The sequence below is a fragment of the Vibrio sp. PSi01 genome, from assembly GCF_054960695.1.
The window spans coordinates 354,400-380,452 of record NZ_JBHNYN010000005.1 but is presented as its reverse complement, the minus strand read 5'-3'; the positions used below and the strand labels follow the sequence as shown (position 1 = coordinate 380,452).

Sequence of the window (26,053 nt, the reverse complement as noted above, 5' to 3'; positions counted from 1 at the left end):
AGTGGTTAACGGTAAAGGAGGCAGGTAGAGCGAGTTACGCAGAGTAAGGGTTAGATAAGTACATAAAAATAAAGCCCTTACTAACAAGTAAGGGCTTTAAAGAAACAAATCGCAGTGGCTAAATTATTTTAGACCGGCGAAGTCGGCAAGGATTGCTGCTTTGTCAGTCGCTTCCCAAGGGAACTCTTCACGACCGAAGTGGCCGTATGCAGCTGTCTGCTTGTAGATAGGTTGAAGAAGGTTCAGCATTTCTTGAAGACCGTATGGACGTAGGTCGAAGTTTTGACGAACCGCTTCAATAATGATTTCGTGAGCGACTTTCTCAGTACCAAACGTTTCAACCATGATAGATGTTGGATCTGCAACACCGATAGCGTAAGACAGTTGAATCTCACAACGATCAGCCATACCAGCAGCAACGATGTTTTTCGCAACGTAACGCGCTGCGTAAGCTGCAGAACGGTCAACTTTCGATGGATCTTTACCAGAGAATGCACCGCCACCGTGGCGAGCTGCGCCGCCGTAGGTATCAACAATGATCTTACGACCTGTTAAACCACAGTCACCCATTGGGCCACCGATTACGAAACGGCCTGTTGGGTTGATGAAGAAGTTAGTGTCTTTGTTGATCCATTCAGCAGGAAGTACTGGCTTGATGATCTCTTCCATTACCGCTTCACGTAGATCCGGAGTTGTTACTGAATCACAGTGTTGAGTAGAAAGAACAACAGCATCAATACCAACAATCTTACCTTGGTCGTACTGGAATGTTACTTGAGATTTCGCATCTGGGCGAAGGAAGTCAAGTTTGCCGCTCTTACGTACTTCAGCTTGCTTCTTAACAAGAAGATGAGAGTAAGTAATTGGAGCTGGCATTAGGATTGGTGTTTCGTTAGTCGCGTAACCAAACATGATGCCTTGGTCGCCAGCGCCTTGCTCTTTAGGGTCTGCTTTATCGACACCTTGGTTGATGTCTGGAGACTGCTTACCAATTGTGTTTAGAACGGCACAAGAGTCAGCGTCAAAGCCCATATCAGAATGAACGTAACCAATTTCACGTACTGTTTCACGAGTGATTTCTTCGATATCAACCCATGCAGACGTTGTTACTTCACCGCCAACCATAACCATGCCGGTTTTTACGTAAGTCTCACAAGCAACACGTGCTTTTGGATCTTGTTCCAAGATGGCATCAAGAACAGCATCAGAGATTTGGTCTGCAATTTTATCTGGATGGCCTTCTGAAACAGATTCAGAAGTGAATAGGTGCTTAGCCATGAGAGCTCCACTTTTAGTTTTTAGTTGCAATTAGTTTTTAGTTGCAAACAGTTAAATGCAAATAATTTTAGGCATCGCAAGCTAGCAAGCGCTGCCATTAAATACAGTATATTTTGTAGGTGTTTCTACATCTAGACGGCTATTCTAAATTCCAGCGGTCGAATTACAAGCTCTTTTTTATGATATGTCATAACTAAACGTTTGCGTATCGGTCGGGATAAGCCATTGCCAAGCGATGTAAATGTTCGAAAATTGCGAAAAATGACTGTTAAAATGCCAGTAAAACGTTTGCAGTCGCTAAAGTCGTTTGAGAGAATACCCGCGCTAATAAGAATGAAAATTTTAGCATTAATCTCTTTTTTAAATCGCTTATGTACTCAGGAGCAGACATGCCTTCTCGTAAAGATCTAGCCAATGCAATTCGCGCACTTAGCATGGATGGCGTTCAACAAGCAAATTCAGGCCACCCTGGCGCACCTATGGGTATGGCTGACATCGCTGAAGTTCTTTGGCGTGGTCACTTGAACCACAACCCAGGAAACCCAGAGTGGGCTGACCGCGACCGTTTTATCTTGTCTAACGGGCATGGTTCAATGTTGATTTACTCTCTGCTTCATCTGGCAGGTTACGAGCTCTCAATTGAAGACCTTAAGAACTTCCGTCAGCTGCACTCTAAGACGCCTGGTCACCCTGAGTACGGTTACGCTCCTGGTATCGAAACAACGACAGGCCCTCTAGGTCAAGGCATCACTAATGCTGTTGGTATGGCAATGGCTGAGAAAGCACTGGCTGCACAGTTCAACAAAGAAGGCCACGACATCGTAGACCACTACACTTATGCATTCATGGGTGATGGTTGTCTGATGGAAGGTATCTCTCACGAAGCATGTTCTCTAGCGGGTACGCTAGGCCTTGGTAAGTTGGTTGCTTTCTGGGATGACAACGGCATCTCTATTGATGGCGAAGTTGAAGGTTGGTTCTCTGACGATACACCTAAGCGTTTTGAAGCTTACGGTTGGCATGTAATCCCTGCTGTTGATGGTCACGATGCTGACGCTATCAATGCTGCAATTGAAGCGGCTAAAGCAGATCCTCGTCCAACACTTATCTGTACTAAAACTATCATCGGTTTTGGTTCTCCAAACAAAGCGGGTACGCACGACTGTCACGGTGCTCCACTAGGTGCAGATGAAATCACAGCAACTAAAGCAGCGCTTGGTTGGGAACACGGTCCTTTCGAAATCCCAGCAGATATCGCAGCTGAGTGGAATGCGAAAGAAGCAGGCGCAGCGAAAGAAGCAGCGTGGAATGCTAAGTTTGACGCATACGCAGCGGCTTACCCAGAGCTAGCAGCAGAATTCAAACGTCGTACTAACGGCGAACTTCCAGCTGAGTGGGAAGAGAAAGCAAACGCAATCATTGCTGACCTTCAAGCTAACCCAGCTAACATCGCTTCACGTAAAGCGTCTCAAAATGCACTAGAAGCGTTCGGTGCGATGCTACCTGAATTCATGGGCGGCTCTGCTGACCTTGCGCCTTCTAACCTAACTATGTGGTCTGGTTCTAAGTCTCTTGAAGCAACTGACTTCTCTGGTAACTACATCCACTACGGTGTACGTGAGTTCGGTATGACGGCTATCATGAACGGTATCGCTCTGCACGGTGGTTTCGTACCATACGGTGCAACGTTCCTAATGTTCATGGAATACGCGCGTAACGCAATGCGTATGGCTGCTCTGATGAAAGTTCAGAACATCCAAGTTTACACGCACGATTCTATCGGTCTTGGCGAAGATGGCCCGACTCACCAACCGGTTGAGCAGATCGCTTCTCTACGTCTGACTCCAAATATGAGCACATGGCGTCCATGTGACCAAGTTGAATCAGCAGTTGCTTGGAAACTGGCTATTGAGCGTAAAGATGGTCCTTCATCTTTAATCTTCTCTCGTCAGAACCTTGCACAACAAGATCGTAACGCAGAGCAAGTAGCTAATATCGCTAAGGGTGGTTACATCCTGAAAGATTGTGCTGGTAAGCCAGAGCTAATCATCATTGCTACAGGTTCTGAAGTTGAGCTTGCTGTTGAAGCAGCAGCACAACTAACAGCTGAAGGTAAAGCAGTACGCGTAGTCTCTATGCCTGCAACTGACGCATTCGATAAGCAAGACGCTGAATACCGCGAATCTGTACTTCCATCTGACGTAACTGCACGTATCGCTGTAGAAGCTGGCATCGCTGACTTCTGGTACAAGTACGTTGGTTTCGGTGGCAAGATCATCGGTATGACAACGTTCGGCGAATCTGCACCAGCGGGTGAGCTATTCAAGATGTTCGGTTTCACTACTGAAAATGTAGTAAACACAGCGAAAGAGCTTCTTGCTTAATCATTGACTGATGGCCTTGTGCTAACAGTTAAATGAAGGAAAAAACCGAGCGCTGAGCTCGGTTTTTTGTATCTGGGATTTGTTTTCTCCTAGACTCATCTTTATAAGTAGCAGATCAACCTGTCCTAAGTAGACTGAGGTATTCAAGTAATGCCTTTTGGGTAGGATTCAGTTATCATCTGTTGCACGAAATTTTGGTTAGATGTACGGAACTATGCTAAAAGTCGCGATAAATGGATTTGGACGAATAGGGCGTAATGTATTGCGCGCTGTCTATGAAAGTGGCAAAAGCCAACAAATCAAAGTGGTAGCTGTCAATGAGCTTGCTCAGCCTGACGCTATGGCTCACTTATTACAATACGACACCAGTCACGGTCGCTTTGGTAAGAAGATCTCCAACGATCAAGAGCACATCTATATCCACCATGGTATTGGTGCAGAAGATAAAGGCGAGTTTGATACTATTCGTATCTTACATCTTGCTGATATTGAACTGCTGCCTTGGCGTGACCTTGAGGTGGATATTGTTCTCGATTGTACTGGCGTCTACGGTTGTAGAGATGATGGCCTAGCGCACATCGCTGCAGGGGCTAAAAAAGTTCTATTTTCACATCCTGGTGCGAATGACCTTGATAACACCATTATTTACGGTGTGAATCACGACACTATCACAGCTGACCATCGAATTGTTTCCAACGGTTCATGCACGACTAACTGTATTGTCCCTATCATCAAGGTACTTGATGACGCTTTTGGTATTGAGTCTGGGACCATCACGACTATTCACTCTTCAATGAATGATCAACAAGTGATCGATGCATATCATAGCGACCTTCGCCGTACTCGAGCTGCAAGCCAATCCATCATTCCTGTTGATACCAAATTGCACAAAGGTATTGAAAGGATCTTCCCGAAATTTTCTAACAAGTTCGAAGCGATATCTGTGCGTGTGCCTACGGTAAACGTAACTGCGATGGATTTAAGTGTCACAATTAATACAAATGTGAAAGTTAATGACGTAAATCAAACCATTGTTAATGCGTCCCAGTGTACATTACACAATATAGTTGACTATACTGAAGCGCCGCTCGTTTCCATCGACTTTAATCACGATCCCCATAGCGCAATTGTTGATGGTTCACAAACGCGAGTGAGCAACGGCCACCTAGTGAAAATGCTGGTGTGGTGTGACAATGAATGGGGCTTTGCGAACCGAATGCTGGATACGGTTCTTGCAATGCAAGCTTCTGAAAGCAAGAAGTAAGACCTAGAAGCAAATGTGCGGATTATTTATTTTTTAGCTTGAAATAAATACAAAGTATCCACATATTATGAGTAGTTAAAGAATTACCAGTTGAATAATTTATAGGCTTAGCAGGGTTGCTGAGTTTCCAAAACTTTATATTTATTTAAATTTGAGAGGACAAAACATGTCTGTGATCAAGATGACTGACCTGGAACTTGCAGGTAAACGCGTATTTATTCGTGCTGACCTAAACGTACCAGTAAAAGACGGTAAAGTAACTTCAGATGCACGTATCCTTGCATCTCTACCAACTATCAAACTTTGCCTAGAAGCTGGCGCAAAAGTTATGGTTACTTCTCACCTTGGTCGTCCTACTGAAGGCGAATACAACGAAGAGTTCTCTCTAGCACCTGTAGTTAACTACCTAAACGACGCACTAGACTGCGAAGTTAAGCTAGCGAAAGATTACGTTAACGGCCTAGAGCTAAACGCTGGTGAACTAGTTGTTCTTGAAAACGTTCGCTTTAACAAAGGCGAGAAGAAAAACGAAGAAGCACTTTCTAAGCAGTACGCTGCACTATGTGACATCTTTGTAATGGATGCATTCGGTACAGCTCACCGTGCACAAGCTTCTACTCACGGTGTTGGTACTTATGCACCTGTAGCATGTGCTGGTCCTCTTCTAGCTGCTGAACTTGAAGCTCTTGGCAAAGCAATGGACAACCCGGCTCGTCCACTAGTTGCTATCGTTGGTGGTTCTAAAGTTTCTACTAAACTAACGGTTCTAGAGTCTCTTTCTAAAATTGCTGACCAACTTGTTGTTGGTGGTGGTATCGCGAACACGTTCATCGCTGCTGAAGGCCACAACGTAGGTAAGTCTCTATACGAAGCAGACCTAGTTGAGACAGCTAAGAAGCTAATGAAAGAGTGTGCTATTCCAGTAGCAACTGACGTTGCATGTGCTAAAGCTTTCGATGAAAACGCTGAAGCTGAAATCAAGCACGTTTCTGAAGTTCAAGACGACGACATGATTTTCGACCTTGGTCCAGATTCAACGGCTGCTCTTGCTGAAATCATCGGCAATGCAAAAACTATCCTTTGGAACGGCCCTGTAGGCGTATTCGAATTTAAGAACTTCGAAGCGGGTACTGCTGGTATCTCTAAAGCAATCGCTGAATCTGCAGGTTTCTCTGTAGCCGGTGGTGGTGACACGCTAGCAGCTATCGACAAGTTCGGTATCAAAGCTGACGTTTCTTACATCTCTACTGGTGGTGGCGCTTTCCTTGAGTTCGTTGAAGGTAAAGTACTTCCTGCAGTAGCAATGCTTGAAGAGCGTGCTAAAGCATAATTGATTCAGAAAGGCGAGATGTGAATCTCGCCTTTTAACGTTTGCGGCATATCACACTTTTTTGCTAGAATGGCACAAGTTGTGAGCAAACGATTGCAAGTTTTTGAACTTAAGTTTTTTAATCTTAAAACGATAGAATAAATAGGACTATTTCCATGTCTAAGATCTTCGATTTTGTAAAACCTGGTGTGATTTCTGGCGATGACGTACAGAAAGTATTTGAAGTAGCAAAAGAAAACAAATTTGCTCTTCCTGCTGTAAACGTTGTTGGTACTGACTCTGTAAACGCAGTACTAGAAGCAGCTGCTAAAGTTAAAGCTCCAGTAGTTGTTCAGTTCTCTAACGGTGGCGCTGCATTCTTCGCAGGTAAAGGCGTTAAACTTGAAGGTCAAGGCGCACAAGTTCTTGGCGCTGTAGCTGGTGCAAAATATGTACACGCTGTAGCTGAAGCTTACGGTGTTCCAGTTATCCTGCACACTGACCACGCTGCTAAGAAACTTCTTCCATGGATCGACGGTCTACTAGACGCTGGTGAAGAGTTCTTCGCACAAACTGGTAAGCCTCTATTCTCTTCTCACATGCTAGACCTTTCTGAAGAGTCTCTAGAAGAGAACATCGAAACATGTGCTAAGTACCTAGAGCGCATGGCTAAAATGAACATGACAATCGAGATCGAACTTGGTTGTACTGGTGGTGAAGAAGACGGCGTTGATAACTCTGATATGGACGCATCTGAGCTTTACACTTCTCCAGAAGACGTAGCATACGCATACGAGAAACTAATGGCTGTTAGCCCACGTTTCACTATCGCTGCTTCTTTCGGTAACGTACACGGTGTTTACCAAGCTGGTAACGTTGTACTTACTCCAACTATCCTACGTGACTCTCAAGCATACTGTGCAGAGAAGTTCGGTATTGCACCTAACGCTCTAAACTTCGTATTCCACGGTGGTTCTGGTTCTTCTGAAGCAGAAATCCAAGAGTCTATCGGCTACGGTGTTATCAAAATGAACATCGATACTGATACACAGTGGGCAACTTGGGATGGTATCCGTCAGTACTCTGCTGACAACTTCGACTTCCTACAAGGTCAAATTGGTAACCCAACTGGCGAAGCTGCTCCAAACAAGAAGTACTACGATCCACGCGTATGGCTACGTGCTGGTCAAGCTTCAATGGTTGCTCGTCTAGAGAAAGCATTTGCTGACCTTAACGCTGTAGACGTACTATAATTCTTTGAATTAAGTACTCTTTAAGTTTTTAAAACCCGCTCATAGAGCGGGTTTTTTTATGTCTGATAAAAACTTGTATTAAATATGTGAAAAACCTAGCCTACGGTGAATAAATTTCGTAGTCTTTTAGTTATCGGTATTTGTGTTTATTAGTAAGTTTTATTAATTCAAAAGCTTACATAAATATGACTTTGCAATCTGTCAAAGATAGGATATCGTGCCGAAAAACTGAACTTGGTTCAGTTTATAAAAAGGACTTGGCTTTAATTTACTTTTAACACAATGACTTAACAGAGGTTAATCTTTTTCGTTATCGTAGAGTAAGTTTGGCTTAAGGCAGTTTAGCCCATAGCATATTATATAGAGGATGCACATTATGGCTGATAGTTCGACAGCAATTGAAACCCCACTTGTGGACGGCTTGTCTCACGCTGAGCAGTGGTTAACAAATAATTCAGACCTATTTATCCAATATGGCGTAAATATCATTTCTGCACTGATAATTTTATTTATCGGTAACATCATCGTTAAAGCAATAGCGAATAGCGTGTCCAAGGTTCTTGAGAAGAAGAAAATGGACCGAGCTGTTGTGGAGTTTATCCACGGTTTAGTTCGTTACTTGTTGTTTGTTATTGTTCTTATTGCTGCACTTGGTCGTCTAGGTGTTCAAACTGCATCTGTGGTCGCTGTTATTGGTGCTGCTGGTTTAGCGGTAGGTCTTGCACTACAAGGTTCGCTATCTAATTTTGCTGCCGGTGTACTTATTGTTGCATTCCGTCCATTCAAGTCAGGTGACTATGTAGAGATTGGTGGTGTAGCAGGCTCGGTTGATTCTATTCAAATCTTCCAAACAATCCTAACAACGCCAGACAACAAAATGGTTGTAGTACCTAACGGCAGTGTTATCGGTAGTCCAATCACAAACTACTCTCGTCATGCGACGCGACGTATTGATCTAATGATTGGTGTTTCTTACAACGCTGATCTTCAGAAGACAAAAGCGCTACTGACTAAGATCTGTGAATCTGATGAGCGTGTACTAAAAGAACCTGGCGTTCAAGTTGGTGTTCATACACTTGCTGATTCTTCAGTTAATTTCGTAGTTCGTCCATGGGTTAGCACGGCTGACTACTGGAGTGTTTATTTCGACCTGATGCAAGCAATCAAAGAAGGCTTGGATAATGAAGGCATCGAAATTCCATTCCCGCAAATGGATGTACACATGAATAAAGTAGAAGCTTAATCTCTAGTTCGTTTTTATAGCGATAAGCTTTTATAAAGAAAGGCGGATAACTTAAGTTATCCGCCTTTTTTGTGGGCTACGTTTTGTTTTGAAATCAGGTTACACGTATTGTTCAACTAGTCCGTTGGCAAGTACAAACGCAATAGCAAACATCATAGCCGCTACTGCGATATCGATGCCTTTCTTAACATTCGGTTTAGATAGCGTTGGGCCTAATTTTGCAGCGCCTAGTGACAATGAGTAAAACCACACGAATGAAGCCAAGATCGTCCCCATAGCAAACGCAATTCTGTCATTACCTTCAAATTGCCCACCGATTGAACCTAGAATCACTACGGTATCCAAGTAGAGGTGCGGGTTTAACACGGTCACCGCTAACGCACCTAAAACAACGGTACGCTTGCCACGAGCCAGTATCTCACCCTTTGATTCATTACTTGTACGTGTTCTAAATGCACTACGTAGTGATAACAACCCATAGACCGTTAGAAAGGTAATACCACCCAAAGTGACAGAGGTTAACAACAATTCATTTTGCGAAAGGATCGCTCCTCCGCCAAAAATACCCAATGAGATAAATAAGGTATCGAGCAGGCTACAAATTGTCGCTGTCGTTAAATGATGATTGCGCTTTATCCCTTGATTTAGGACGTACGCATTTTGAGCGCCAATAGGGATGATCATGCTCACCCCTAGACCAAAACCTTGTAATAAAACCCAAAAATTCATTTTAACCTCCACTTATTTAACGATATTTATGTGCTATATGGCGAAGATACTCTGACCCTTTGAATAAGTATAATTAATGATTTTAATCTATTATTAGAGTTGCTAATGTAAAGGATGATTAGGTTAAAAAGGAAGCAAGTTGATGCGTGGGTTGGACTATAAGTGGATAGAAGCACTCGATGCTGTGGTAAAACAACGCAGTTTCGAAAGGGCCGCTGAGCAGTTATATATTTCTCAATCAGCGGTGTCACAGCGTATCAAGCAGCTCGAAAAGTGGATAGCACAGCCGGCTTTAGTGAGAGAAAATCCACCAAGGCCGACACCGGCAGGTAAAAAGCTTTTGGGTTTATATCGTCGAGTTCGCTTACTAGAGCATGAGCTTGTACCTGAGCTAATGAATGAAGAGGGTTCTCAACCATTATCGATCTCTATCGCAACCAACGCTGATAGCTTAGCAACTTGGTTGTTACCAGCATTATCGGATGTAATGACGTCGCGTCAGGTTGAATTGAATCTTGCGATTCATGGTGAATCGAGAACCATTGAGAAGATTAAAAGCGGTGAGGTTGCAGGGGCGATCAGTTTAGAGTCCCAAGCGATTCCGGGCTGCAGTGCAGACTATCTGGGTAGGATGGATTATGTGTGTGTATCTAGTCCGGATTTCCATGAACGCTATTTTTCTGAGGGTGTAAATTACGTAACGCTCAGTAAAGCTCCGGCTGTTTCTTATGATCAATACGATGATCTACATAAGAAGTTTTTGCATGATCATTTTAATGTGCCGAGAGACAGTGTGATAAACCATACGGTTGGTAGTTCAGAAGCATTTGTTCGCTTGGCGTTGTCGGGTGTCGCTTACTGCTTGATCCCTCGATTGCAAATTATTGAGGAGTTGGAATCTGGTGCTTTGATTGATATTACTCCCGGCTTCTTGTTGTCTTATCGAATCTATTGGCACCATTGGCAACTAGAGAGCGGGGTATTAAAAGAGATATCTCAAGCGATATTAAGCTATACCCACAATCACTTACCTCAGTAAGCTGTTGGTTTTTGCAGCGTCAAAGTTGTGTTAGAAGTCCTGCCGTGGGATTGGTTATGTGACAAATTGCTCTATGATAAAAGAACATTTGTTCAGCATAGGTCTACCTAATGAAGTTTGTACCAAAGATGTTAGCAACGTCTCTTACTCTTACTGCTGCGTTGAGTACTGTGAGTTTTCCATCATTGGCTAACTCACCATCTTTTCCGCATATCTCAACGACGGGCTACGGTGAAGTGATCGCAACACCAGATATGGCGACATTTTCCGTGAGAGTCGTAGAATCGACGATGACTGCTGAACAGGCTAAAAATACCGTTGATAAAGTGGTGACTGGTTTTCTTAACAAGCTGCATCAAGCTGGTGTAGATGAGGCGAGTGTGCACAGCTCGAACCTCTATTTATCGCCTCAGTACCATTACCCTAAAGATGGTAAGCCTGAATTGGTGGGCTATAGAGCTTCACGTAATGTGACAGTTCAAGTGAATGAGTTAGCAAATCTCAATGAGTATATGGATATTGCTATTGGGCAGGGCATTAACCAGATCGATAACATCCAGCTTCAAGTTCGTGACCAAGCTAAGTATCAAGAGCAAGCGCGTTTAGAAGCAATCAAAGATGCAAGATCAAAAGCCAAATCATTAGCGAGCGGTTTTGAACGAGAGTTAGGTGACGTTTGGCGCGTAGATTACAACGCACAATCTTCTCAGCCTGTATTGATGCGTTCAATGGCGATGGATGCAAGAACCGAGTCGAATTCTTATGAAGATTCGACGATCACCATTCGTGACCGAGTGAATGTGATCTACCAACTAGAAGAGTAGTGAGCGTACTTCAAAGAGTCGTTAGATCATCATGATCTATTTACCTACGGTAGACTAAATACTAAAAAGGCTCTCATTGTGAGAGCCTTTTTGTTGTTACTTAAGATCTAATTCGATGATTAGTGAAGTAAACGAGCGCGGATTGTGCCTTCAATTTCTTTCAACTTAAGCAGTGCTTCTTCTGAACGGTTTGCTTCTACATCAATAACCACATAACCCATATCTGCTGCAGTCTGTAAGTACTGACCTGCGATGTTAATCCCTTCTTCAGCGAAGATGGTATTAATTTGAGTTAGGATTCCTGGGCGATTTTCGTGAATGTGAAGTAGGCGAGAAGTACCTGTATGCAGTGGCAATGATACCTCTGGGAAGTTAACGCTTGATAGTGTTGAACCGTTATCTGAGTATTTAGCTAACTTACCTGCAACTTCTACACCGATATTCTCTTGTGCTTCTTGTGTTGAACCACCTACATGAGGAGTAAGAATCACGTTATCGAATTGCATCAATGGCGACTCAAATGGGTCGGCATTGGTTTTTGGTTCTGTTGGGAATACATCAATTGCTGCACCTGAAAGGTGACCAGAATCTAGAGCGCCACACAGAGCCGGAATATCGACTACAGTACCGCGTGCTGCATTGATAAAGATAGAGCCAGGCTTCATGCGCTCGAACTCTTCTTTACCCATCATGTTCTTCGTTTCATTGGTTTCAGGTACGTGTAAAGAGATCACGTCACACTTATTCAGCAATTCAGTCATGGTATGGACTTGAGTTGCGTTACCTAGAGATAGTTTGTTTTCAATATCGTAAAAGTAAACGCGCATGCCAAGGTTTTCCGCAATAATCCCCAGCTGAGTACCAATGTGGCCGTAACCAATAATACCGAGACGCTTACCACGAGCTTCGTTTGAGTTATCGGCACTCTTTTTCCAAATGCCGCGGTGAGCAAGTGCGTTCTTTTCAGGAATACCACGTAATAGTAGTAGAACCTGGCCAAGAACCAGCTCAGCCACGCTTCGAGTGTTTGAGAACGGTGCATTGAAAACAGGAATACCGCGTTTTGCTGCCGCTTGAAGATTGACTTGGTTAGTACCAATACAGAAACAACCGACTGCAACTAGCTTTTCAGCGGCATCAATCACTTCTTGGGAGATGTTTGTGCGAGAACGGATACCAATGAAATGAGCATCTTTAACTGCTTCAAGAAGTTCATCTTCAGGTAGCGAGCCTTTATGGTACTCAATATTTGTGTAACCAGCGGCTTGCAGTACTTCTACAGAAGAAGGGTGAAGACCTTCCAGAAGTAGAATTTTAATCTTTTCTTTTTCCAGTGAAACTTTGGCCATTGTTCTCGTCCTTAAAATGGAAAGGTTGGGCAAATGCGGCGCACGTGCTACAAAATGGCTGAAAGGGGAACAAATTCACCACTTTGTCAGGAGACAAACGTTTTCCCTGTGCGTCTTCTGAACAATAAAGTAACAAAAAAAAAATGTTTTGGGTAAGAAAATTACGGAATAAGACATAATTTTACAGACAGAAAGCAAAAAAAACGGCGCCCTTGGGCACCGTATGTAATGAAGTAACAGAAAAACTCAATTTTCTATTATTTATTCTTCGATTTTTGCACCTTCAGGTGTGCCAGTGATTACCACATCAGCACCACGGTGAGCAAAAAGACCAACCGTCACCACACCTGCGATACCATTGATGATATCTTCCAGTTGTTTTGGATTTTCGATGGCCATGCCGTAAACATCTAAGATCACATTGCCGTTATCGGTTGTGCAGCCTTCGCGGTAAACTGGGTCACCACCAAGTTTTACTAGTTCACGTGCAACGTATGAACGTGCCATCGGGATAACTTCAACAGGCAGTGGGAATTTACCCAATACATCAACGGCTTTAGTACCGTCAACAATACAAATAAACTTATCAGAGATCGCCGCTACGATTTTTTCACGGGTCAGTGCAGCGCCGCCGCCTTTGATCATGTCACGTGAACCGTTAATCTCATCTGCGCCGTCGACATAGATGTCTAGTTTGAACACGTCGTTGCACTCAAAAACTTTGATTTCTAGTGCTTCTAATTTTTCAGTAGAGGCTACAGAGCTTGAAACCGCACCTTTGATTTTATCTTTCATTGTGCCAAGTGCGTCGATGAAGTGATTTACTGTAGAGCCAGTACCTACGCCGACAATGCTGCCTTCTTCAACATATTGAAGTGCTGCCCAGCCAGCTGCTTTTTTCATTTCATCTTGAGTCATGCCATTCTCCTGAATAAGGTCTTGCGCTTTGAATTAATCGTTCGCGTATTGAAGTTAACGTTTATATATCGAGGTTAACGTTTGCGGCGCGATTATAGCGCTTTAATGGTTGTTTTCCCATTGCCAAGTTTTACTCGGAGTCACGATTTTAGGTAACGGAATGTCCCATTCTTCAATCGGTAGGGTATCAACATACTGGCAATCATGAGCTAAACCAATGGGAGTTGCGCCTTCCCCTGTCTCGAACCACTTCGCCAAGGTGCGATCGTAATATCCGCCGCCCATACCTAGGCGATGGCCATGGGAGTCAAAGCCGACAAGGGGCGTAAGAATAAGGTCTAGTTGTTGGCACGGCTTAACGAGCAATTGATTGAGCTGAGGTTCGACAATGCCGTATTTATTCAACACAGTGGGTGTGGTTGGCGAGTAGTGCAGGAACAGAAGATGTCCGGCAGAGAAGGGGTGTAATACTGGTAAATAAGTTTGCTTACCTTGCGCCCATAACCATTCGACTAAAGGCTGAGTATCGAGTTCGCCATCAATGGAGATATAGAGGGCAATATGTTGAGCTGACTGAATCTCATTGAGTTGAGAACATTGCTTTACTAAGTCGATACCGGATTGAGTTTGTTGTTCGCCAGATAAGGCATTGCGTTTGATACGGATCTGTTTGCGAAATTCGCTGCGTGTGAGCGTCTTCATAAGAAGGGATACCCCAAAGTGCCGTTGAGAATAGATGGCCCTTGAACCAGCGAGTTCAAGGCGGATCAGCAATGATTACCGTAGGCTTCTCGGTCAGGCCGAGCATGCTCAATAGCACTCAAGTACTAACCCTTAGGGATTGCTTATCGGCTCGGGGACGTGAATCCTCTGACAAACACTCCAGGGTAAATTTTGTGTACGCTATTGCTGTCCGTGCTTAACTTTACTGAGAACATCTGAAAGTGATGTCGTGAGCTGTTCCATTCGCTCGGTCAGTGCGTTTTGTTCGTCATTTGCTTCAAACTTCTTGGTTTGTAATTCGTAGCAAATATTCAGAGCTGCAATCGTTAGCAGCTTCACTTCATTGGTTACCTTAGTACGTTCAGCCATCTCTTTCAATCGATTATCAAGATCGGCCGCCGCTGCAATCAATGACTCTTCTTGCCCTGGGGGACAATTCACTCGAGTCAGTTTTCCTAATATTTCAACGTCTACCGCTTGATTACTCATGATGGATGAACTCTTTAACGCGCTATTTTTAAGGCTGCTGCTCTTTATCATTTTTTTTAAAAGAAAAAGTGCAAGTACCGATGAGGAAGCAATCTCCTCTGAGGGAGAAACTATAGGTAAACCGCTATTAAGATTCAAGCTTTTCAGAGTGACTGTTTGTAAATGAGAGCTTGAGCACACAGTAATTCAGCAAATTGAACAATTGGTAGTCAGTCATCCTTCAATTGCTCAGGATCGATGCTTACCAGAATTGGGGTGAAGTGGTACGATTAAACTATCGATATAAAGAATAACTGAGCGAGCTATCTGATGAGCGAAACTACTTTACCTGACTACCTAACGGTTGCGACTGAACTTCAATCGGCAAGTCTAGCCGTAACCCCTGCTGAGATGCATGGTTTATTAACGGGTATGTTGAGCGGAGGCTTAAACCTAACAGATAAAAGCTGGCAACCACTTATCTTTGATTACACCAACGAAGGTATGGGATGGCCAGATCGTGCTTTGACATTAGCGGAAGCGACACTAAAAGTAACGACCAGTGAAATCACAGGTTCAGGTATGGAACTATCTATGTTGCTGCCTGATGAAGATGCAAGTGCAAGCTTGTTTGATTTGGCGGATGGCGTTTCTGACTGGATTAACCACTTTATTTCTGGTTTAGGTCTGGTTGGCGCTCAATTAAACAAAGCGTCTGACGGTACTAAAGAAGCATTAGCTGATCTTGAAGAGATGGCAAAGCTCGGTATCGACGAAGAAGATGATCTAGAAGAGCAAGCACAGTTGCTAGAGCATGTTATTGAGCACGTAAAAGCGTGTGCATTGACAATTCATGCTGAATTCGGTGCTCGCCCATCTGAAGATGTGGCTCCAACCATTCATTAATCCGTTTGTCGGTTTGAGGTTATGATGGCTCAGTATGATGTTGTAATTGCTGGTGGTGCAATGGCAGGGGCTACGTTAGCTCTTGCTCTGAACCAATTAAGTCAAGGTTCCTTGTCGATTGCGGTAGTGGAGCCTTATCAGGTTAACCATCAAGCTCATCCAGGGTTTGATTCTCGTTCGATTGCTTTGTCTTATGGCACGGTACAGATCCTCGATTCTTTGCACTTGTGGCAAGCTATTGCTCCGGTTGCGACTCCGATTAAAGATATTCACGTATCGGATCGAAGTCATGCCGGAATGACAGATATCTACAGTGAAGAGCTTGCGGTAGATGCACTTGGCTATGTGGTTGAATTGGCGGATGTGGGGCGAATCTATCAGCAAAAGCTTGAATCAGAAGCCACAATTACGATGCTTTGCCCTGAGTCTGTCAGTAACGTGGTACGTGATGAAGCACTAACTACCATTGAACTGACAAGTGGAAAGACAGTCACAACCAAATTATTGGTTGCTGCTGATGGTGCTATCTCAACCTGTTGCCAGCAACTGAATATACCATTGAGTGAACATGACTTTGAGCAAGTCGCTGTGATTGCTAATATTGTGGCGAGTGAACCCCATCAAGGTCGAGCATTTGAGCGTTTTACTCATCATGGGCCCGTCGCTCTATTACCGATGAATGACAACCGTTTGTCGCTGGTTTGGTGTTTGTCACCGGAACAAGCACATCAAGTTATGGCTTTAAACGATGACGAATTTCTTGAGCAGTTGCAGAATGACTTTGGTTGGCGACTTGGCCGATTAAAGAAGGTAGGCAAGCGTGCTAACTACCCATTGATTCTTCGCCACCGCCAACAAAATATTTCTCATCGATTCGCGATTATAGGTAATGCAGCTCAAACTCTTCACCCGATTGCCGGGCAAGGTTTTAACCTCGGTATTCGTGACGTCGCTTCATTAGCTGAAGAGCTGTGTTCTCAATTGGATGACGTGGGTCGTTATACCGGTCTTGTTAACTTTAGAAAGCGTAGAGAACAAGACAGAGATACCACGATAACGCTGACATCAAGCCTAGTCCACCTGTTTTCAAACGATTTTTTGACTGCTCGTATTGGGCGAAATCTTGGGTTAGCTGTCATCGATAACCTCCCACCTCTTAAAGGTCCACTTTTGCGTCATACGCTTGGCCTAGTAGAAAGATAAGGTAGAAAAATAATGATGCAAAGTGTTGATATCGCCATTGTTGGCGGTGGCATGGTTGGTTTAGCACTCGCTGCAGCACTGAAAGACAGTGACTTAAGAATTGCTGTTATTGAAGGCAAGGCACCTAGCGAAGGGCTTAGTGAATTACCTGATGTTCGAGTTTCGGCTCTGAGTCGTTCGAGCGAATTGATTCTTCGTAATTTAGGCGCATGGCAAGGCATTGAACAAAGGCGCGCTGCACCTTACCAAGCGATGGAAGTATGGGAACAAGACAGCTTTGCTCGCATTGAGTTTGATTCAACGCGCTTGGCTCAGCCTAATCTTGGCCACATTGTTGAAAACCGTGTGATCCAATTAGCTTTGCTTGAGCAGGTTAAGAAGCAAGACAACGTTAGCCTATACATGCCTGCAATCTGCAAAACGATGGCGATTGGTGAAAGCGAAGCATGGTTAACATTAGATAATGGACAAGCACTGACAGCCAAGTTGGTCGTTGGAGCGGACGGCGCAAATTCTTGGGTTCGTAAGCAGCAAGACATCCCTCTGACACATTGGGATTACGGCCACAGTGCGATTGTCGCGAATATCAAGACCACAGAGCCGCATCACAGCGTTGCTCGTCAGATATTCACACCACAAGGGCCTTTGGCATTCCTACCAATGCAGCCAAGCCATATGAGCTCGATTGTTTGGTCAACGGATCCTAATCGTGCAGAGAAGCTTGTATCAATGTCAGATGCTGATTTTAACAAGCAACTGACTGCTGAATTTGACTCAAAACTTGGCTTATGCGAAGTGGTTGGTGATCGTTTTGCCTTCCCTCTGCGCATGCGTTATGCACGTGACTTTGCTGTAGATCGTGTTGCTTTGGTGGGTGATGCTGCTCATACGATTCACCCGTTAGCAGGGCAAGGCGTGAACCTTGGCCTATTAGACGCAGCAAGCTTAGCGCAAGAGCTATTAACGTTATGGGGTGCTGGTGAGGATATTGGTACCAAGCGCAATCTTCGTGGTTATGAGCGCTGGAGAAAAGCAGAGGCGGCGAAAATGATTGCTTCAATGCAGGGCTTTAAAGATCTGTTTGAAGGCGATAATCCAGCCAAGAAGTTGATTCGTGGCATCGGTATGAAGCTAGCGGGTCAACTGCCTGGCGCGAAAGATGAAATCATGAAGCGGGCACTTGGCTTATCAGGTAATCTTCCTGATTTAGCCAAACGTCCCGTATCGCAACGATAGTCGCGCACGACGAGTCATTGTTGATAGCAAATAGAAGATTTTAGTCATTGCATCACAAACACGAAAAAAGGGTTGGCATAATGCCAACCCTTTTTGTTTTTAATTCTTTAGGTAATCAGATCATGCGTATGCGCAGCGCAGTTTCATAATTTCACTATTTATCTCTTTCACAGTTTGAAAGTGACGTTTTTCTGCTCGATCTGGCAGCACTAGTTTACCGTTATCAAACTCAAATTTTCCTACGCCGTAAATGTAGATTCGTCCTTTGAAAAGTCGACTTACATGTTTAGCAATCATACCCGGTGTATAGCGCTTAAACAGTCTCATTCTAAATTATCCTTATATTTACCTAGCCTGCATATTATAGAAAAACTCCGAGATAATAAGTGTGACAAGTATGGAGTTATATGCAGTAGAGTTAACGTGAATTAGATATTTGTGCTGCTCTAGGCACTTTCTTCAGTAAATATCTATTTTTACGTGAGCTCCTCCCCAAAATAATACTGAGTAGTGAACTGCTGTGAACTTTCCTGTCCGGTATTAAGCAGTGGTAATGTTACAAGTATAAGAATAGGCGGGATTTTTTTGTTTGTGTAATCAAATTGTAAATTTTAAGTATAAAAAAAGCCCGTCTAAAACGGGCGAATAGTCACAGATGCATTACACAAAAGTGGATACTGATGTTACTCAGTGGATTCACTTGTACTGATTTGCCTTAAGGCGAGTCAGTAAACCCACAATAACGCAAATCCACCCCTGTGACTACTTATGCTTTTATTTTGATTAAATATTTACTACTACAGTGCTCTTCTTATGACAAACTTCACACTAAAAATGTACTCAATGCAAAGTTGTAGTTAAGTTTGAGAGCGAAGGCGCGATCGAAAAGATCATCGACTGATGTCTGCAACGATTGGTGCACAAAGTGCCATTAGATCATTGGGATTCAGCGCAACTCCAGCCATTCGGTCACCGGAGCTAATAGTAACGGTCGAGTTTTTTTGAATGGAAGGATCAAAAATGATCGGCATGTGTCTCTTCAGAGCAATCGGCCCGACACATCCAGCTTTAAAGCCGGTGATGGCTTCAACATCTTTCAGTGATACGCAGGTCATTCGACGGCAATTCAGTACCGAGCGTACTTTCTTCGGGTCGATAGAGCGATCACCAGCAATACAAGCTAACGCATACTGGTTTCCCATATCCTTGAGCAGGATGCACTTGACCATTTGAGAGGCATCGATGCTTCGTTCTTGCGCTGTCTCTTCAATGCTGGTGGTTGGTTTGCTTTGCATCAGCAGGCGATAGTCCACCTGCTGTTGATCTAACCATTGTGTTATCAGTGTTTCCACGTGGTCACTCTTCGTCAAGGCTGTAAGGCAGTGGCAGAATGTTCCACACTTGGTCAGGTTGTGCTGTCAATCGAAGCTGAACATCGTCATCAAGGTTGTTTGGTAGCACCATCAAACCAATCGCGTAGTTATCAGCAAATTGATACACGTTTAATAGTCGACCTGCACCACGCCAGTTTTCACCCACGCTGCGTTCTAGTTCAATCGTATTCTCAAGAGACAGTACATCTGAAGTCGTTCCTGAAACAATGCGCATTTCACGCTTGTTCATGCCACGATACTTAGCACGAGCAACCGTTTCTTGACCTGTGTAGCAGCCTTTTGAAAAGCTGATACCGCCAATCGCTTGCAGGTTAAGTGCTTGAGGAATGTGTTCGTTTTGCTCTGCTTTCGATAGGTTAGGCTGAGCATCAAGAATTTCATGATACTGCCATAGCGCTTCTGATACTTTCTCCGCAGCGCTGTTTGATACCAAGGCTTCAGCGGCTTCTTCTGTAACAAGTAGAGCCCAGCGGTTATCTGATACTAGAACAGCCGTACCACCAGAGATAGCACGTACATTACCTTGGCTTTCTGAAATGGAATCAATGTATTGATTAGCAGACGCACCCATCACACCGATAACAACGTCAGACGTTTGCTCGATATCGACCTTAGAGAACACCGCGTACTTTTTGATTTCAACGAGCTCTACTTCAATCGCAGATTTAGGCTGCATGAGTGCGTAGCCACCGTTGTGGTGGAACAAACGAAAGATACTCCATACCTTCCCTTTCGCATCACAATGTGCACCTAATGTAGATTCATCATTAGGAAGAGTGACGACATCGCATGTAACTTGACCTTGTAGGTATGATTTTTTGTCATCGCCTATCATGGTAATTGCGCTCCAATCCGACACGTGTGTCATCATCAGTTCTGGAAGCGATTCATTTTGCGTATGAGCGAGCGGCTGAAATGTGTTTTTCCAATCCATTTTATCTTTCCTAAGAATTTTATTTGGCTCTATGTTAATCCGGTTCTGTTTCTTTGTCAGCCTAGGTTTTTTTGTGAGCTTAGATAGGGACTGTGACTCACATAGTAGTTGCAGAGCGTATGACTTGTTACACTCGGAGAAAGAAAAATTATAGGTGAGGATAGCCAATGTACACTGCAGAGCAGAAAGCTCGAATTAAATGGGGTTGCCGTCGTGGCATGTTAGAACTTGATGTTGTCATCATGCCATTTTTTGAAGAGTGTTTTGATTCATTGCAAGAGCAGGAGCAGCGTGAGTTTGTTTCTCTACTTGAGTGTGATGACCCAGATTTGTTTACTTGGGTGATGGGACACGGACGCAGTGAAAACCTAGGCCATGCATCAATGGTTGATAAAATTGTCGCACACAACCTCAGCAAGGTTCGTTAAGCTTCAGCTTAACCCTTCGTATTTCGCATTATTTGCAAAAGGCACTATTTTTGGGTGCCTTTTGTTTTTCATTGTCCTATCTTCTATTCCGCTCGTTGTCGCTCTCTATTGTTTATCTCTAATTTTCAGCTTGTTTAGATCCGATCATGTGATCCTTAATACCGCACATGGATACTTTGATTACAAAGAAGATGGTGAGATTCGCCTGAATGATCAATCCTACAAATTAAAGTCAGTCGATAAGACCTGGGCACAGTTTTTCGTTAAGTTAAAATTTGAATGTGGGCACTCGGTACTGCTTTGGCGTGATAGCTGTTGCGAACGTGAATATCGCCATTTTCTGACGAACTTACAACGACCGCATGAGGTTAATGAGAACACTCGATAAAAAGAAAAAGGAGCACTAGGCTCCTTTTCGTTTGATTGCGTTTAGTTAAATAATTGATTCACTAGTCGCTTTTAAATAATGATTATGACTGGTTTTTCTCTGGCGTCAGAATCGTTGGGCCACTGTCTTTTGCAAGCTCAGGGTAATCCAATGTGTAGTGTAAACCGCGACTCTCTTTACGCTGCATCGCACAACGCACCATCAGTTCAGCAACTTGTAATAAGTTACGCAGCTCTAGCAGGTTATTTGAAACCTTAAAGTAGCTGTAGTACTCATGAGTTTCTTGTTGCAACATTTGGATACGACGTAAAGCTCGCTCTAGTCGTTTATCGGTTCGAACAATGCCCATGTAATCCCACATGAACAGGCGTAGTTCGTGCCAGTTATGTTGAATGATAACTTCTTCATCACTGTTGGTGACTTGGCTTTCATCCCATGCTGGCAGTTCAGCACAAAGCTGAGACTGATCGATGTTTTCAACGATGTCTTTGGCTGCAGCCCAGGCGTAAACCACACATTCAAGCAGTGAGTTAGAAGCCATACGGTTCGCACCGTGTAGGCCGGTATAGCTCACTTCACCAATAGCATATAGATTGGTTAGGTCAGTTTGACCTTGCTTATTGACCATGACACCACCACAAGTGTAGTGCGCTGCAGGCACTATCGGGATAGGCTCTTTGGTCATGTCGATACCAAGGTCCATCAAGCGAGTGTGGATCATTGGGAAGTGCGTTGTGATGAAATCTTCAGGCTTGTGGCTGATATCGACATACATGCAGTCAGCACCTAGGCGCTTCATTTCGAAGTCAATCGCACGAGCGACTACATCGCGAGGCGCCAGTTCACCGCGCTCATCGAAGTCCTTCATGAAACGAGAACCATCTGGGCGACGCAAGTAAGCGCCTTCACCACGCAGTGCTTCCGTTAGCAAGAAGTTACGTGCTTCTGGGTGGAACAAGCAAGTTGGGTGGAATTGGTTGAATTCAAGGTTTGCTACTCGACAACCCGCGCGCCAAGCGATAGCAATACCATCACCTGAAGAAACATCTGGGTTAGACGTGTATTGATAAACCTTTGAAGCGCCGCCAGTTGCTAGTACAACAAATTTAGCGCGCACGGTTTCCACGTGTTCTTGGTTACGGTTCCAGATGTAGGCACCGATAACCTTGTCTTTTGAACCACCAACTTTATCTTCAGTGATCAAATCAAGTGCATTGTGGCGCTCGAAGATCTCGATGTTTGGGTGATTATTGACGTTATCTTGTAGTGAGGTTTGCATCGCCATGCCAGTGGCATCGGCCGCATGCAGAATTCTTCGGTGGCTGTGACCACCTTCACGAGTGAGGTGGTATTTCGGTTGACCTTCGGTACTGTTCTCATCTTTATCAAATGGAACGCCGCCATCAATCAGCCACTGAACACACTCTTTTGCATTTTCAGCAATGAATTGAACGGTATCTTCTTCACATAACCCAGCCCCAGCAATTTGAGTATCTTCTACGTGAGACTCAATACTGTCCGACTCATCGAACACCGCGGCGATACCACCCTGTGCGTAATACGTCGATCCTTCGCTGCGTGGTCCTTTGCTCAATACAATTACTTTTGCATGTTCAGCTACACGTAAGGCTAATGACAAGCCTGCCGCACCACTTCCTACCACTAATACATCACACTGATGTTCACGGTTTGCGTTCATAACACTTATTCAATCCCGGGCTATAGTCGAGTTGTCCACTCTCAATTGACTTTGTCTTGTTCTAGGAGATGCGCTAAGACTGTTATAATCTTCCTTGAGCCATCCTAAAACGCTATGCAAAATCAAGATATAGACAGCTATCTAGAAATATTTAATTGCTCAATACCATTGCTTTTGCTCAAGTTTCCCCAAATTTATAGGGATAGCTGTTTTTATTACATCACATTGTGAAACAATAATGGCAAATAATTTTAAGAAAGTTGGAACTTTCGGTATTTGGCTCAGTCACAATAGTGCTCTTGTAGACGGTGGTGTCAATACTACATTTCGCATAATTAGTACCCATATCTGTGAAGGTAAGGGTTATAACAATAGGAGTACCCGCTCGAATGAACGAGCAGCTAACCGATCAAGTGTTGATTGAGCGAGTTCAGAGTGGAGATAAGCAGGCATTTAACTTACTAGTGGTTAAGTATCAAAACAAAGTTTGTAATCTTATCTCTCGATACGTGAATAATTCCGGTGATGTACCTGATGTAGCACAAGAAGCTTTTATTAAAGCTTACCGCGCGATACCTAACTTTCGTGGCGAGAGTGCCTTCTATACATGGCTGTACCGAATTGCCGTGAACACCGCTAAAAATCATATTGTTGCCCAAAGCCGTAGGCCGCCAGCAACAGATGTAGATGCAGAAGATGCAGAATATTACGAAACAGGCAGCGCTTTAAAAGAAATATCGAACCCTGAGAACTTAACGCTGTCAAAAGAATTGAAACAAGTCGTTTTTGGAGCGATTGAAGCGTTACCAGAAGACTTAAAAACTGCAATGACGTTACGTGAGCTTGAAGGTTTGAGCTACGAAGAGATTGCAGAAGTAATGGATTGCCCTGTAGGAACCGTACGTTCGCGTATTTTCCGAGCTCGTGAAGCGGTGGAAAAGAAAATTAAGCCTCTTTTGCAACGCTAGAACTTGTAATAATTATGGTGAAAATAATGGCTGATAAAGAAAAGCTTTCGGCACTCATGGATGGTGAAACGATCGATAAAGCTCTCATAGTAGACTTAGAATCTGATCAAGAAAGCATGGATACCTGGCAGAGTTACCATTTAATTGGTGATGTTATGCGTGGGGATGCGCCAGAAACTCCAGAGTGGAACATTGCTAACAGTGTTGCGGCAGCGCTTGATAATGAGCCTGCTCATGGTTCAATGTCGAATCTGCACCAAGTGAATTTAGAACCGGCTGTTACTCCAATTGAAGAGCAGCCCAAACCTCAGCAAGCGAAGCGTCAGCTTCCTGCGTGGTTACAACAGTTTGGACAAGTTGCCGTGGCAGCGTGTGTTTCTCTGGCCGTTGTTCTAGGTGTTCAGCAATATGGTGGTAGCGATCCAGCAGCACCAGAACAGTTGCCTGTGCTACAAACGATTCCATTTGCGGGCTCTGCTGAACCAGTAAGCTTGACTCGTGACTCTGTTGAAAAGCCTGCATCTGAAGCTAACTTGCAAGAGCAGCGTAAACGCGTTCATGCAATGCTAGAAGATTATGAGCTACAACTAAGATTAAACAGTGATGCATCGCCAATGCAAGATGCACATCTAGAATCGGACATTGAATGAAGAAAATCCTGGTCAGTGCACTGACACTGTTCAGCTTGATGTCTCCAACAGCCTTTGCAGAGGAAACTACTGCAAAGGCATTGTTACATCAAATGAACGAGGCCAGTCAGCATCTAAATTACGAACTCTCCTACATATTGATAAAGAAGAGCAGTATCGAACCTCTGGTTTATCGACATGCAGTTAAAGACGACCAACAACTTGCACACCTTGTTTATCTGAGTGGCCCTGTTCGTGAAGTCATTCGACGTGGCAATGAAGTTAGCTATATCGAACCGGGAACAGAGCCTTTTACTATTCAGTCTGGCAGTATGGTTGCACCTGTTATTCCAATGATTAATCGAGATATCGAATCTCTTAATCAGTTCTACGACTTTGTAAAAGTTGGACGTTCTCGTGAGGCGGGCAGCACCACTCAAGTCCTACGTGTCGTGCCGAAAGACGGCCTTCGTTACTCTTACGTGGTTTGGGTTGATGAAAAAACGAGCCTTCCATTGCGTGCAGACCTTCTTGACCGTGATGGCGAAGTGCTTGAACAGTACCGCACCATCTCTTTCGTGGTGAGTGACAAGATTGCCGAGGCTATGGGAGGCTTGAATCAAGCTCAGTTACCTAAGGTTCTATCACTGCCAGAAGGTCTTGTGAGCGAAACTAACTGGCAAGCTGCCTGGATTCCGGAAGGGTTTAAGTCAAAAGAGCTTAGTCGTTATCAAATGGCAGCGACCGATAAAATGGTCGAAAGTCAGCTGTTCAGTGATGGGTTGTTTAGCTTTTCTGTGTATATCGCCGATAAAGATGAGCATTCATTGAAAGGGCAATTGGTACGCCAAGGGCGCAGAACCTTACACAGCTTAGTGATTGGCGATAAAGAAATCTCTGTCGTTGGTGATATTCCGCCAGCAACCGCCAAACGTATAGCTCAATCTGTGACGTTCAACAAACAGGTGTCAACGCAATGATGACCGCGTTAGCGACTGTTAGCTCGGTCGAACGAACAGGTAAGCAATATTTTGTTCAGCTGAGCTGTGAACAACAAACTAGTTGTAGCAGTTGCTCTTCTCAAAAAAGCTGCGGCACGGGTATTGTGACTAAGGCTGTTGGCAATAAATCTTTGTTTTGGCAGCTTAAAACCAAAAGTTTAGTCAAAGCAGGACAAATTGTAGAAATTGGCTTTCCAGAAAAAAGCCTACTTCAGTCGGCTGCGATCGTTTATCTCATCCCACTTTTCATGTTGATGATTGGTGCTGGTTTTGGACAACTCTTGTTACAACCCTTGCTCCAAGGGGGCGAGGGGATAGTCATACTCAGTGCGGCGCTGTTTACTGCTGGTGGGATTGCCTTAGCGAAGCGGTTGGCCAAACCTATGGAAGACAAATCCAAGCAAGAAGTCGTATTGATTCGAATTCTAGGTGAGTCTCTCGTCTAATTTATGATGCTTCTTGCCCTTAAATTGGGTAGAATCTGCC

Annotated in this window: 26 protein-coding genes and 1 other RNA gene; 16 read left to right on the top strand and 11 right to left on the bottom strand. The window is 44.0% G+C overall.

Features of this window, described 5'->3' with window-relative positions; genetic code table 11:
• Positions 1–123 precede the first annotated feature (123 nt).
• Positions 124–1,278 carry a methionine adenosyltransferase gene (gene metK, locus ACFI6G_RS10765; protein ID WP_010435682.1) on the bottom strand — a complete coding sequence of 385 codons (1,155 nt, stop codon included), beginning with the start codon at positions 1,276–1,278 and terminating at the stop codon, positions 124–126.
• 389 nt (positions 1,279–1,667) lie between these two features.
• Here metK and tkt point away from each other — a divergent pair, with 389 nt between their 5' ends.
• The 5 genes from tkt to mscS all read left to right on the top strand — a co-directional run bounded on the left by tkt (position 1,668) and on the right by mscS (position 8,731).
• Positions 1,668–3,662 carry a transketolase gene (tkt, locus tag ACFI6G_RS10760; protein ID WP_010435685.1) on the top strand — a complete coding sequence of 665 codons (1,995 nt, stop codon included), beginning with the start codon at positions 1,668–1,670 and terminating at the stop codon, positions 3,660–3,662.
• Positions 3,663–3,876: 214 nt separating this feature from the next.
• Positions 3,877–4,926, top strand: coding sequence for an erythrose-4-phosphate dehydrogenase (epd, locus tag ACFI6G_RS10755; RefSeq protein WP_462710271.1), 1,050 nt, complete (start codon positions 3,877–3,879; stop codon positions 4,924–4,926).
• A gap of 166 nt (positions 4,927–5,092) precedes the next feature.
• Positions 5,093–6,256 carry a phosphoglycerate kinase gene (locus ACFI6G_RS10750; RefSeq protein ID WP_010435691.1) on the top strand — a complete coding sequence of 388 codons (1,164 nt, stop codon included), beginning with the start codon at positions 5,093–5,095 and terminating at the stop codon, positions 6,254–6,256.
• A 155-nt stretch (positions 6,257–6,411) separates the two neighbouring features.
• Positions 6,412–7,488: a class II fructose-bisphosphate aldolase gene (fbaA, locus tag ACFI6G_RS10745; protein WP_010435694.1), complete on the top strand. Its 1,077-nt coding sequence runs from the start codon at positions 6,412–6,414 to the stop codon at positions 7,486–7,488.
• Positions 7,489–7,864: 376 nt separating this feature from the next.
• Positions 7,865–8,731 carry a small-conductance mechanosensitive channel MscS gene (gene mscS, locus ACFI6G_RS10740; protein ID WP_010435697.1) on the top strand — a complete coding sequence of 289 codons (867 nt, stop codon included), beginning with the start codon at positions 7,865–7,867 and terminating at the stop codon, positions 8,729–8,731.
• 99 nt (positions 8,732–8,830) lie between these two features.
• Here the strand turns inward: mscS and ACFI6G_RS10735 are convergent, their stop codons facing one another.
• Positions 8,831–9,460 carry a LysE/ArgO family amino acid transporter gene (locus ACFI6G_RS10735; protein ID WP_462710270.1) on the bottom strand — a complete coding sequence of 210 codons (630 nt, stop codon included), beginning with the start codon at positions 9,458–9,460 and terminating at the stop codon, positions 8,831–8,833.
• Positions 9,461–9,602: 142 nt separating this feature from the next.
• Between ACFI6G_RS10735 and ACFI6G_RS10730 the strand changes: the two genes are divergently transcribed.
• Positions 9,603–10,499, top strand: coding sequence for a LysR family transcriptional regulator ArgP (locus ACFI6G_RS10730; RefSeq protein ID WP_010435702.1), 897 nt, complete (start codon positions 9,603–9,605; stop codon positions 10,497–10,499).
• A 110-nt stretch (positions 10,500–10,609) separates the two neighbouring features.
• Positions 10,610–11,323 carry an oxidative stress defense protein gene (locus tag ACFI6G_RS10725; protein ID WP_016798247.1) on the top strand — a complete coding sequence of 238 codons (714 nt, stop codon included), beginning with the start codon at positions 10,610–10,612 and terminating at the stop codon, positions 11,321–11,323.
• A gap of 119 nt (positions 11,324–11,442) precedes the next feature.
• On the opposite strand, the gene serA is transcribed toward ACFI6G_RS10725, so the two are convergent.
• From serA to zapA, 5 genes are all read right to left on the bottom strand, one after another.
• The gene (gene serA / locus ACFI6G_RS10720; protein WP_010435707.1) at positions 11,443–12,672 is read right to left on the bottom strand and encodes a phosphoglycerate dehydrogenase; all 1,230 of its coding nucleotides are present in this window, start codon (positions 12,670–12,672) and stop codon (positions 11,443–11,445) included.
• A gap of 261 nt (positions 12,673–12,933) precedes the next feature.
• Positions 12,934–13,590, bottom strand: a complete 657-nt coding sequence (gene rpiA / locus ACFI6G_RS10715; RefSeq protein WP_009847664.1) for a ribose-5-phosphate isomerase RpiA — start codon at positions 13,588–13,590, stop codon at positions 12,934–12,936.
• A 102-nt stretch (positions 13,591–13,692) separates the two neighbouring features.
• Positions 13,693–14,292, bottom strand: a complete 600-nt coding sequence (locus tag ACFI6G_RS10710; protein ID WP_016768182.1) for a 5-formyltetrahydrofolate cyclo-ligase — start codon at positions 14,290–14,292, stop codon at positions 13,693–13,695.
• Between the two features lie 6 nt (positions 14,293–14,298).
• Positions 14,299–14,482: non-coding RNA, 6S RNA (gene ssrS, locus ACFI6G_RS10705), on the bottom strand.
• An 11-nt stretch (positions 14,483–14,493) separates the two neighbouring features.
• Positions 14,494–14,802: a cell division protein ZapA gene (zapA, locus tag ACFI6G_RS10700; protein WP_004735366.1), complete on the bottom strand. Its 309-nt coding sequence runs from the start codon at positions 14,800–14,802 to the stop codon at positions 14,494–14,496.
• A 309-nt stretch (positions 14,803–15,111) separates the two neighbouring features.
• Between zapA and ACFI6G_RS10695 the strand changes: the two genes are divergently transcribed.
• The 3 genes from ACFI6G_RS10695 to ACFI6G_RS10685 are packed head-to-tail and all read left to right on the top strand — an operon-like array spanning position 15,112 to position 18,126.
• Positions 15,112–15,687: a YecA/YgfB family protein gene (locus tag ACFI6G_RS10695; protein ID WP_010435718.1), complete on the top strand. Its 576-nt coding sequence runs from the start codon at positions 15,112–15,114 to the stop codon at positions 15,685–15,687.
• Positions 15,688–15,711: 24 nt separating this feature from the next.
• Positions 15,712–16,890, top strand: a complete 1,179-nt coding sequence (gene ubiH, locus ACFI6G_RS10690; RefSeq protein WP_010435721.1) for a 2-octaprenyl-6-methoxyphenyl hydroxylase — start codon at positions 15,712–15,714, stop codon at positions 16,888–16,890.
• 12 nt (positions 16,891–16,902) lie between these two features.
• On the top strand, positions 16,903–18,126 hold the full coding sequence (locus ACFI6G_RS10685; RefSeq protein WP_016783762.1) for an FAD-dependent 2-octaprenylphenol hydroxylase: 1,224 nt from the start codon (positions 16,903–16,905) through the stop codon (positions 18,124–18,126).
• Between the two features lie 120 nt (positions 18,127–18,246).
• On the opposite strand, the gene ACFI6G_RS10680 is transcribed toward ACFI6G_RS10685, so the two are convergent.
• The 3 genes from ACFI6G_RS10680 to ygfZ all read right to left on the bottom strand — a co-directional run bounded on the left by ACFI6G_RS10680 (position 18,247) and on the right by ygfZ (position 20,454).
• The gene (locus ACFI6G_RS10680; RefSeq protein WP_010435728.1) at positions 18,247–18,453 is read right to left on the bottom strand and encodes a DUF1107 domain-containing protein; all 207 of its coding nucleotides are present in this window, start codon (positions 18,451–18,453) and stop codon (positions 18,247–18,249) included.
• A gap of 563 nt (positions 18,454–19,016) precedes the next feature.
• On the bottom strand, positions 19,017–19,478 hold the full coding sequence (locus ACFI6G_RS10675; RefSeq protein ID WP_016768186.1) for an aminoacyl-tRNA deacylase: 462 nt from the start codon (positions 19,476–19,478) through the stop codon (positions 19,017–19,019).
• 4 nt (positions 19,479–19,482) lie between these two features.
• Entirely contained in the window at positions 19,483–20,454 is a 972-nt protein-coding gene (gene ygfZ / locus ACFI6G_RS10670) for a tRNA-modifying protein YgfZ (RefSeq protein WP_010435735.1), read from the bottom strand.
• A 167-nt stretch (positions 20,455–20,621) separates the two neighbouring features.
• Between ygfZ and ACFI6G_RS10665 the strand changes: the two genes are divergently transcribed.
• A complete protein-coding gene (locus ACFI6G_RS10665; protein WP_004735374.1) occupies positions 20,622–20,882 on the top strand; it encodes an FAD assembly factor SdhE in 261 nt (86 codons plus the stop codon).
• The gene (locus tag ACFI6G_RS10660; protein ID WP_315897535.1) at positions 20,830–21,270 is read left to right on the top strand and encodes a protein YgfX; all 441 of its coding nucleotides are present in this window, start codon (positions 20,830–20,832) and stop codon (positions 21,268–21,270) included. The genes ACFI6G_RS10665 and ACFI6G_RS10660 overlap by 53 nt, the downstream gene beginning before the upstream one ends.
• 82 nt (positions 21,271–21,352) lie before the next feature.
• Here the strand turns inward: ACFI6G_RS10660 and nadB are convergent, their stop codons facing one another.
• On the bottom strand, positions 21,353–22,969 hold the full coding sequence (gene nadB, locus ACFI6G_RS10655) for an L-aspartate oxidase (protein WP_010435737.1): 1,617 nt from the start codon (positions 22,967–22,969) through the stop codon (positions 21,353–21,355).
• 389 nt (positions 22,970–23,358) lie between these two features.
• Here nadB and rpoE point away from each other — a divergent pair, with 389 nt between their 5' ends.
• From rpoE to ACFI6G_RS10635, 4 genes are read left to right on the top strand one after another with little or no spacing between them, the layout of a single operon-like run.
• A complete protein-coding gene (gene rpoE / locus ACFI6G_RS10650) occupies positions 23,359–23,937 on the top strand; it encodes an RNA polymerase sigma factor RpoE (RefSeq protein WP_008223963.1) in 579 nt (192 codons plus the stop codon).
• A 26-nt stretch (positions 23,938–23,963) separates the two neighbouring features.
• Positions 23,964–24,587, top strand: coding sequence for a sigma-E factor negative regulatory protein (locus tag ACFI6G_RS10645; protein ID WP_010435744.1), 624 nt, complete (start codon positions 23,964–23,966; stop codon positions 24,585–24,587).
• Positions 24,584–25,546, top strand: coding sequence for a sigma-E factor regulatory protein RseB (gene rseB, locus ACFI6G_RS10640; RefSeq protein WP_010435746.1), 963 nt, complete (start codon positions 24,584–24,586; stop codon positions 25,544–25,546). The genes ACFI6G_RS10645 and rseB overlap by 4 nt, the downstream gene beginning before the upstream one ends.
• Complete coding sequence (locus tag ACFI6G_RS10635; RefSeq protein ID WP_010435750.1) at positions 25,543–26,013, top strand: SoxR reducing system RseC family protein; 471 nt, start codon at positions 25,543–25,545, stop codon at positions 26,011–26,013. The genes rseB and ACFI6G_RS10635 overlap by 4 nt, the downstream gene beginning before the upstream one ends.
• The last annotated feature ends 40 nt before the right edge of the window (positions 26,014–26,053 follow it).

Coding starts and splice junctions, on each gene's coding strand:
- nadB (WP_010435737.1), bottom strand. CDS start 22,969: ATGAACGCAAACCGTGAACATCAGTGTGATGTATTAGTGGTAGGAAGT.
- tkt (WP_010435685.1), top strand. CDS start 1,668: ATGCCTTCTCGTAAAGATCTAGCCAATGCAATTCGCGCACTTAGCATG.
- ACFI6G_RS10680 (WP_010435728.1), bottom strand. CDS start 18,453: ATGAGACTGTTTAAGCGCTATACACCGGGTATGATTGCTAAACATGTA.
- rpiA (WP_009847664.1), bottom strand. CDS start 13,590: ATGACTCAAGATGAAATGAAAAAAGCAGCTGGCTGGGCAGCACTTCAA.
- fbaA (WP_010435694.1), top strand. CDS start 6,412: ATGTCTAAGATCTTCGATTTTGTAAAACCTGGTGTGATTTCTGGCGAT.
- ACFI6G_RS10730 (WP_010435702.1), top strand. CDS start 9,603: ATGCGTGGGTTGGACTATAAGTGGATAGAAGCACTCGATGCTGTGGTA.
- ACFI6G_RS10750 (WP_010435691.1), top strand. CDS start 5,093: ATGTCTGTGATCAAGATGACTGACCTGGAACTTGCAGGTAAACGCGTA.
- ACFI6G_RS10635 (WP_010435750.1), top strand. CDS start 25,543: ATGATGACCGCGTTAGCGACTGTTAGCTCGGTCGAACGAACAGGTAAG.
- mscS (WP_010435697.1), top strand. CDS start 7,865: ATGGCTGATAGTTCGACAGCAATTGAAACCCCACTTGTGGACGGCTTG.
- ACFI6G_RS10645 (WP_010435744.1), top strand. CDS start 23,964: ATGGCTGATAAAGAAAAGCTTTCGGCACTCATGGATGGTGAAACGATC.
- ygfZ (WP_010435735.1), bottom strand. CDS start 20,454: ATGGATTGGAAAAACACATTTCAGCCGCTCGCTCATACGCAAAATGAA.
- ACFI6G_RS10735 (WP_462710270.1), bottom strand. CDS start 9,460: ATGAATTTTTGGGTTTTATTACAAGGTTTTGGTCTAGGGGTGAGCATG.
- serA (WP_010435707.1), bottom strand. CDS start 12,672: ATGGCCAAAGTTTCACTGGAAAAAGAAAAGATTAAAATTCTACTTCTG.
- ACFI6G_RS10665 (WP_004735374.1), top strand. CDS start 20,622: ATGTACACTGCAGAGCAGAAAGCTCGAATTAAATGGGGTTGCCGTCGT.
- ubiH (WP_010435721.1), top strand. CDS start 15,712: ATGGCTCAGTATGATGTTGTAATTGCTGGTGGTGCAATGGCAGGGGCT.
- rpoE (WP_008223963.1), top strand. CDS start 23,359: ATGAACGAGCAGCTAACCGATCAAGTGTTGATTGAGCGAGTTCAGAGT.
- ACFI6G_RS10685 (WP_016783762.1), top strand. CDS start 16,903: ATGATGCAAAGTGTTGATATCGCCATTGTTGGCGGTGGCATGGTTGGT.
- ACFI6G_RS10710 (WP_016768182.1), bottom strand. CDS start 14,292: ATGAAGACGCTCACACGCAGCGAATTTCGCAAACAGATCCGTATCAAA.
- metK (WP_010435682.1), bottom strand. CDS start 1,278: ATGGCTAAGCACCTATTCACTTCTGAATCTGTTTCAGAAGGCCATCCA.
- epd (WP_462710271.1), top strand. CDS start 3,877: ATGCTAAAAGTCGCGATAAATGGATTTGGACGAATAGGGCGTAATGTA.
- rseB (WP_010435746.1), top strand. CDS start 24,584: ATGAAGAAAATCCTGGTCAGTGCACTGACACTGTTCAGCTTGATGTCT.
- ACFI6G_RS10695 (WP_010435718.1), top strand. CDS start 15,112: ATGAGCGAAACTACTTTACCTGACTACCTAACGGTTGCGACTGAACTT.
- ACFI6G_RS10725 (WP_016798247.1), top strand. CDS start 10,610: ATGAAGTTTGTACCAAAGATGTTAGCAACGTCTCTTACTCTTACTGCT.
- zapA (WP_004735366.1), bottom strand. CDS start 14,802: ATGAGTAATCAAGCGGTAGACGTTGAAATATTAGGAAAACTGACTCGA.
- ACFI6G_RS10660 (WP_315897535.1), top strand. CDS start 20,830: ATGCATCAATGGTTGATAAAATTGTCGCACACAACCTCAGCAAGGTTC.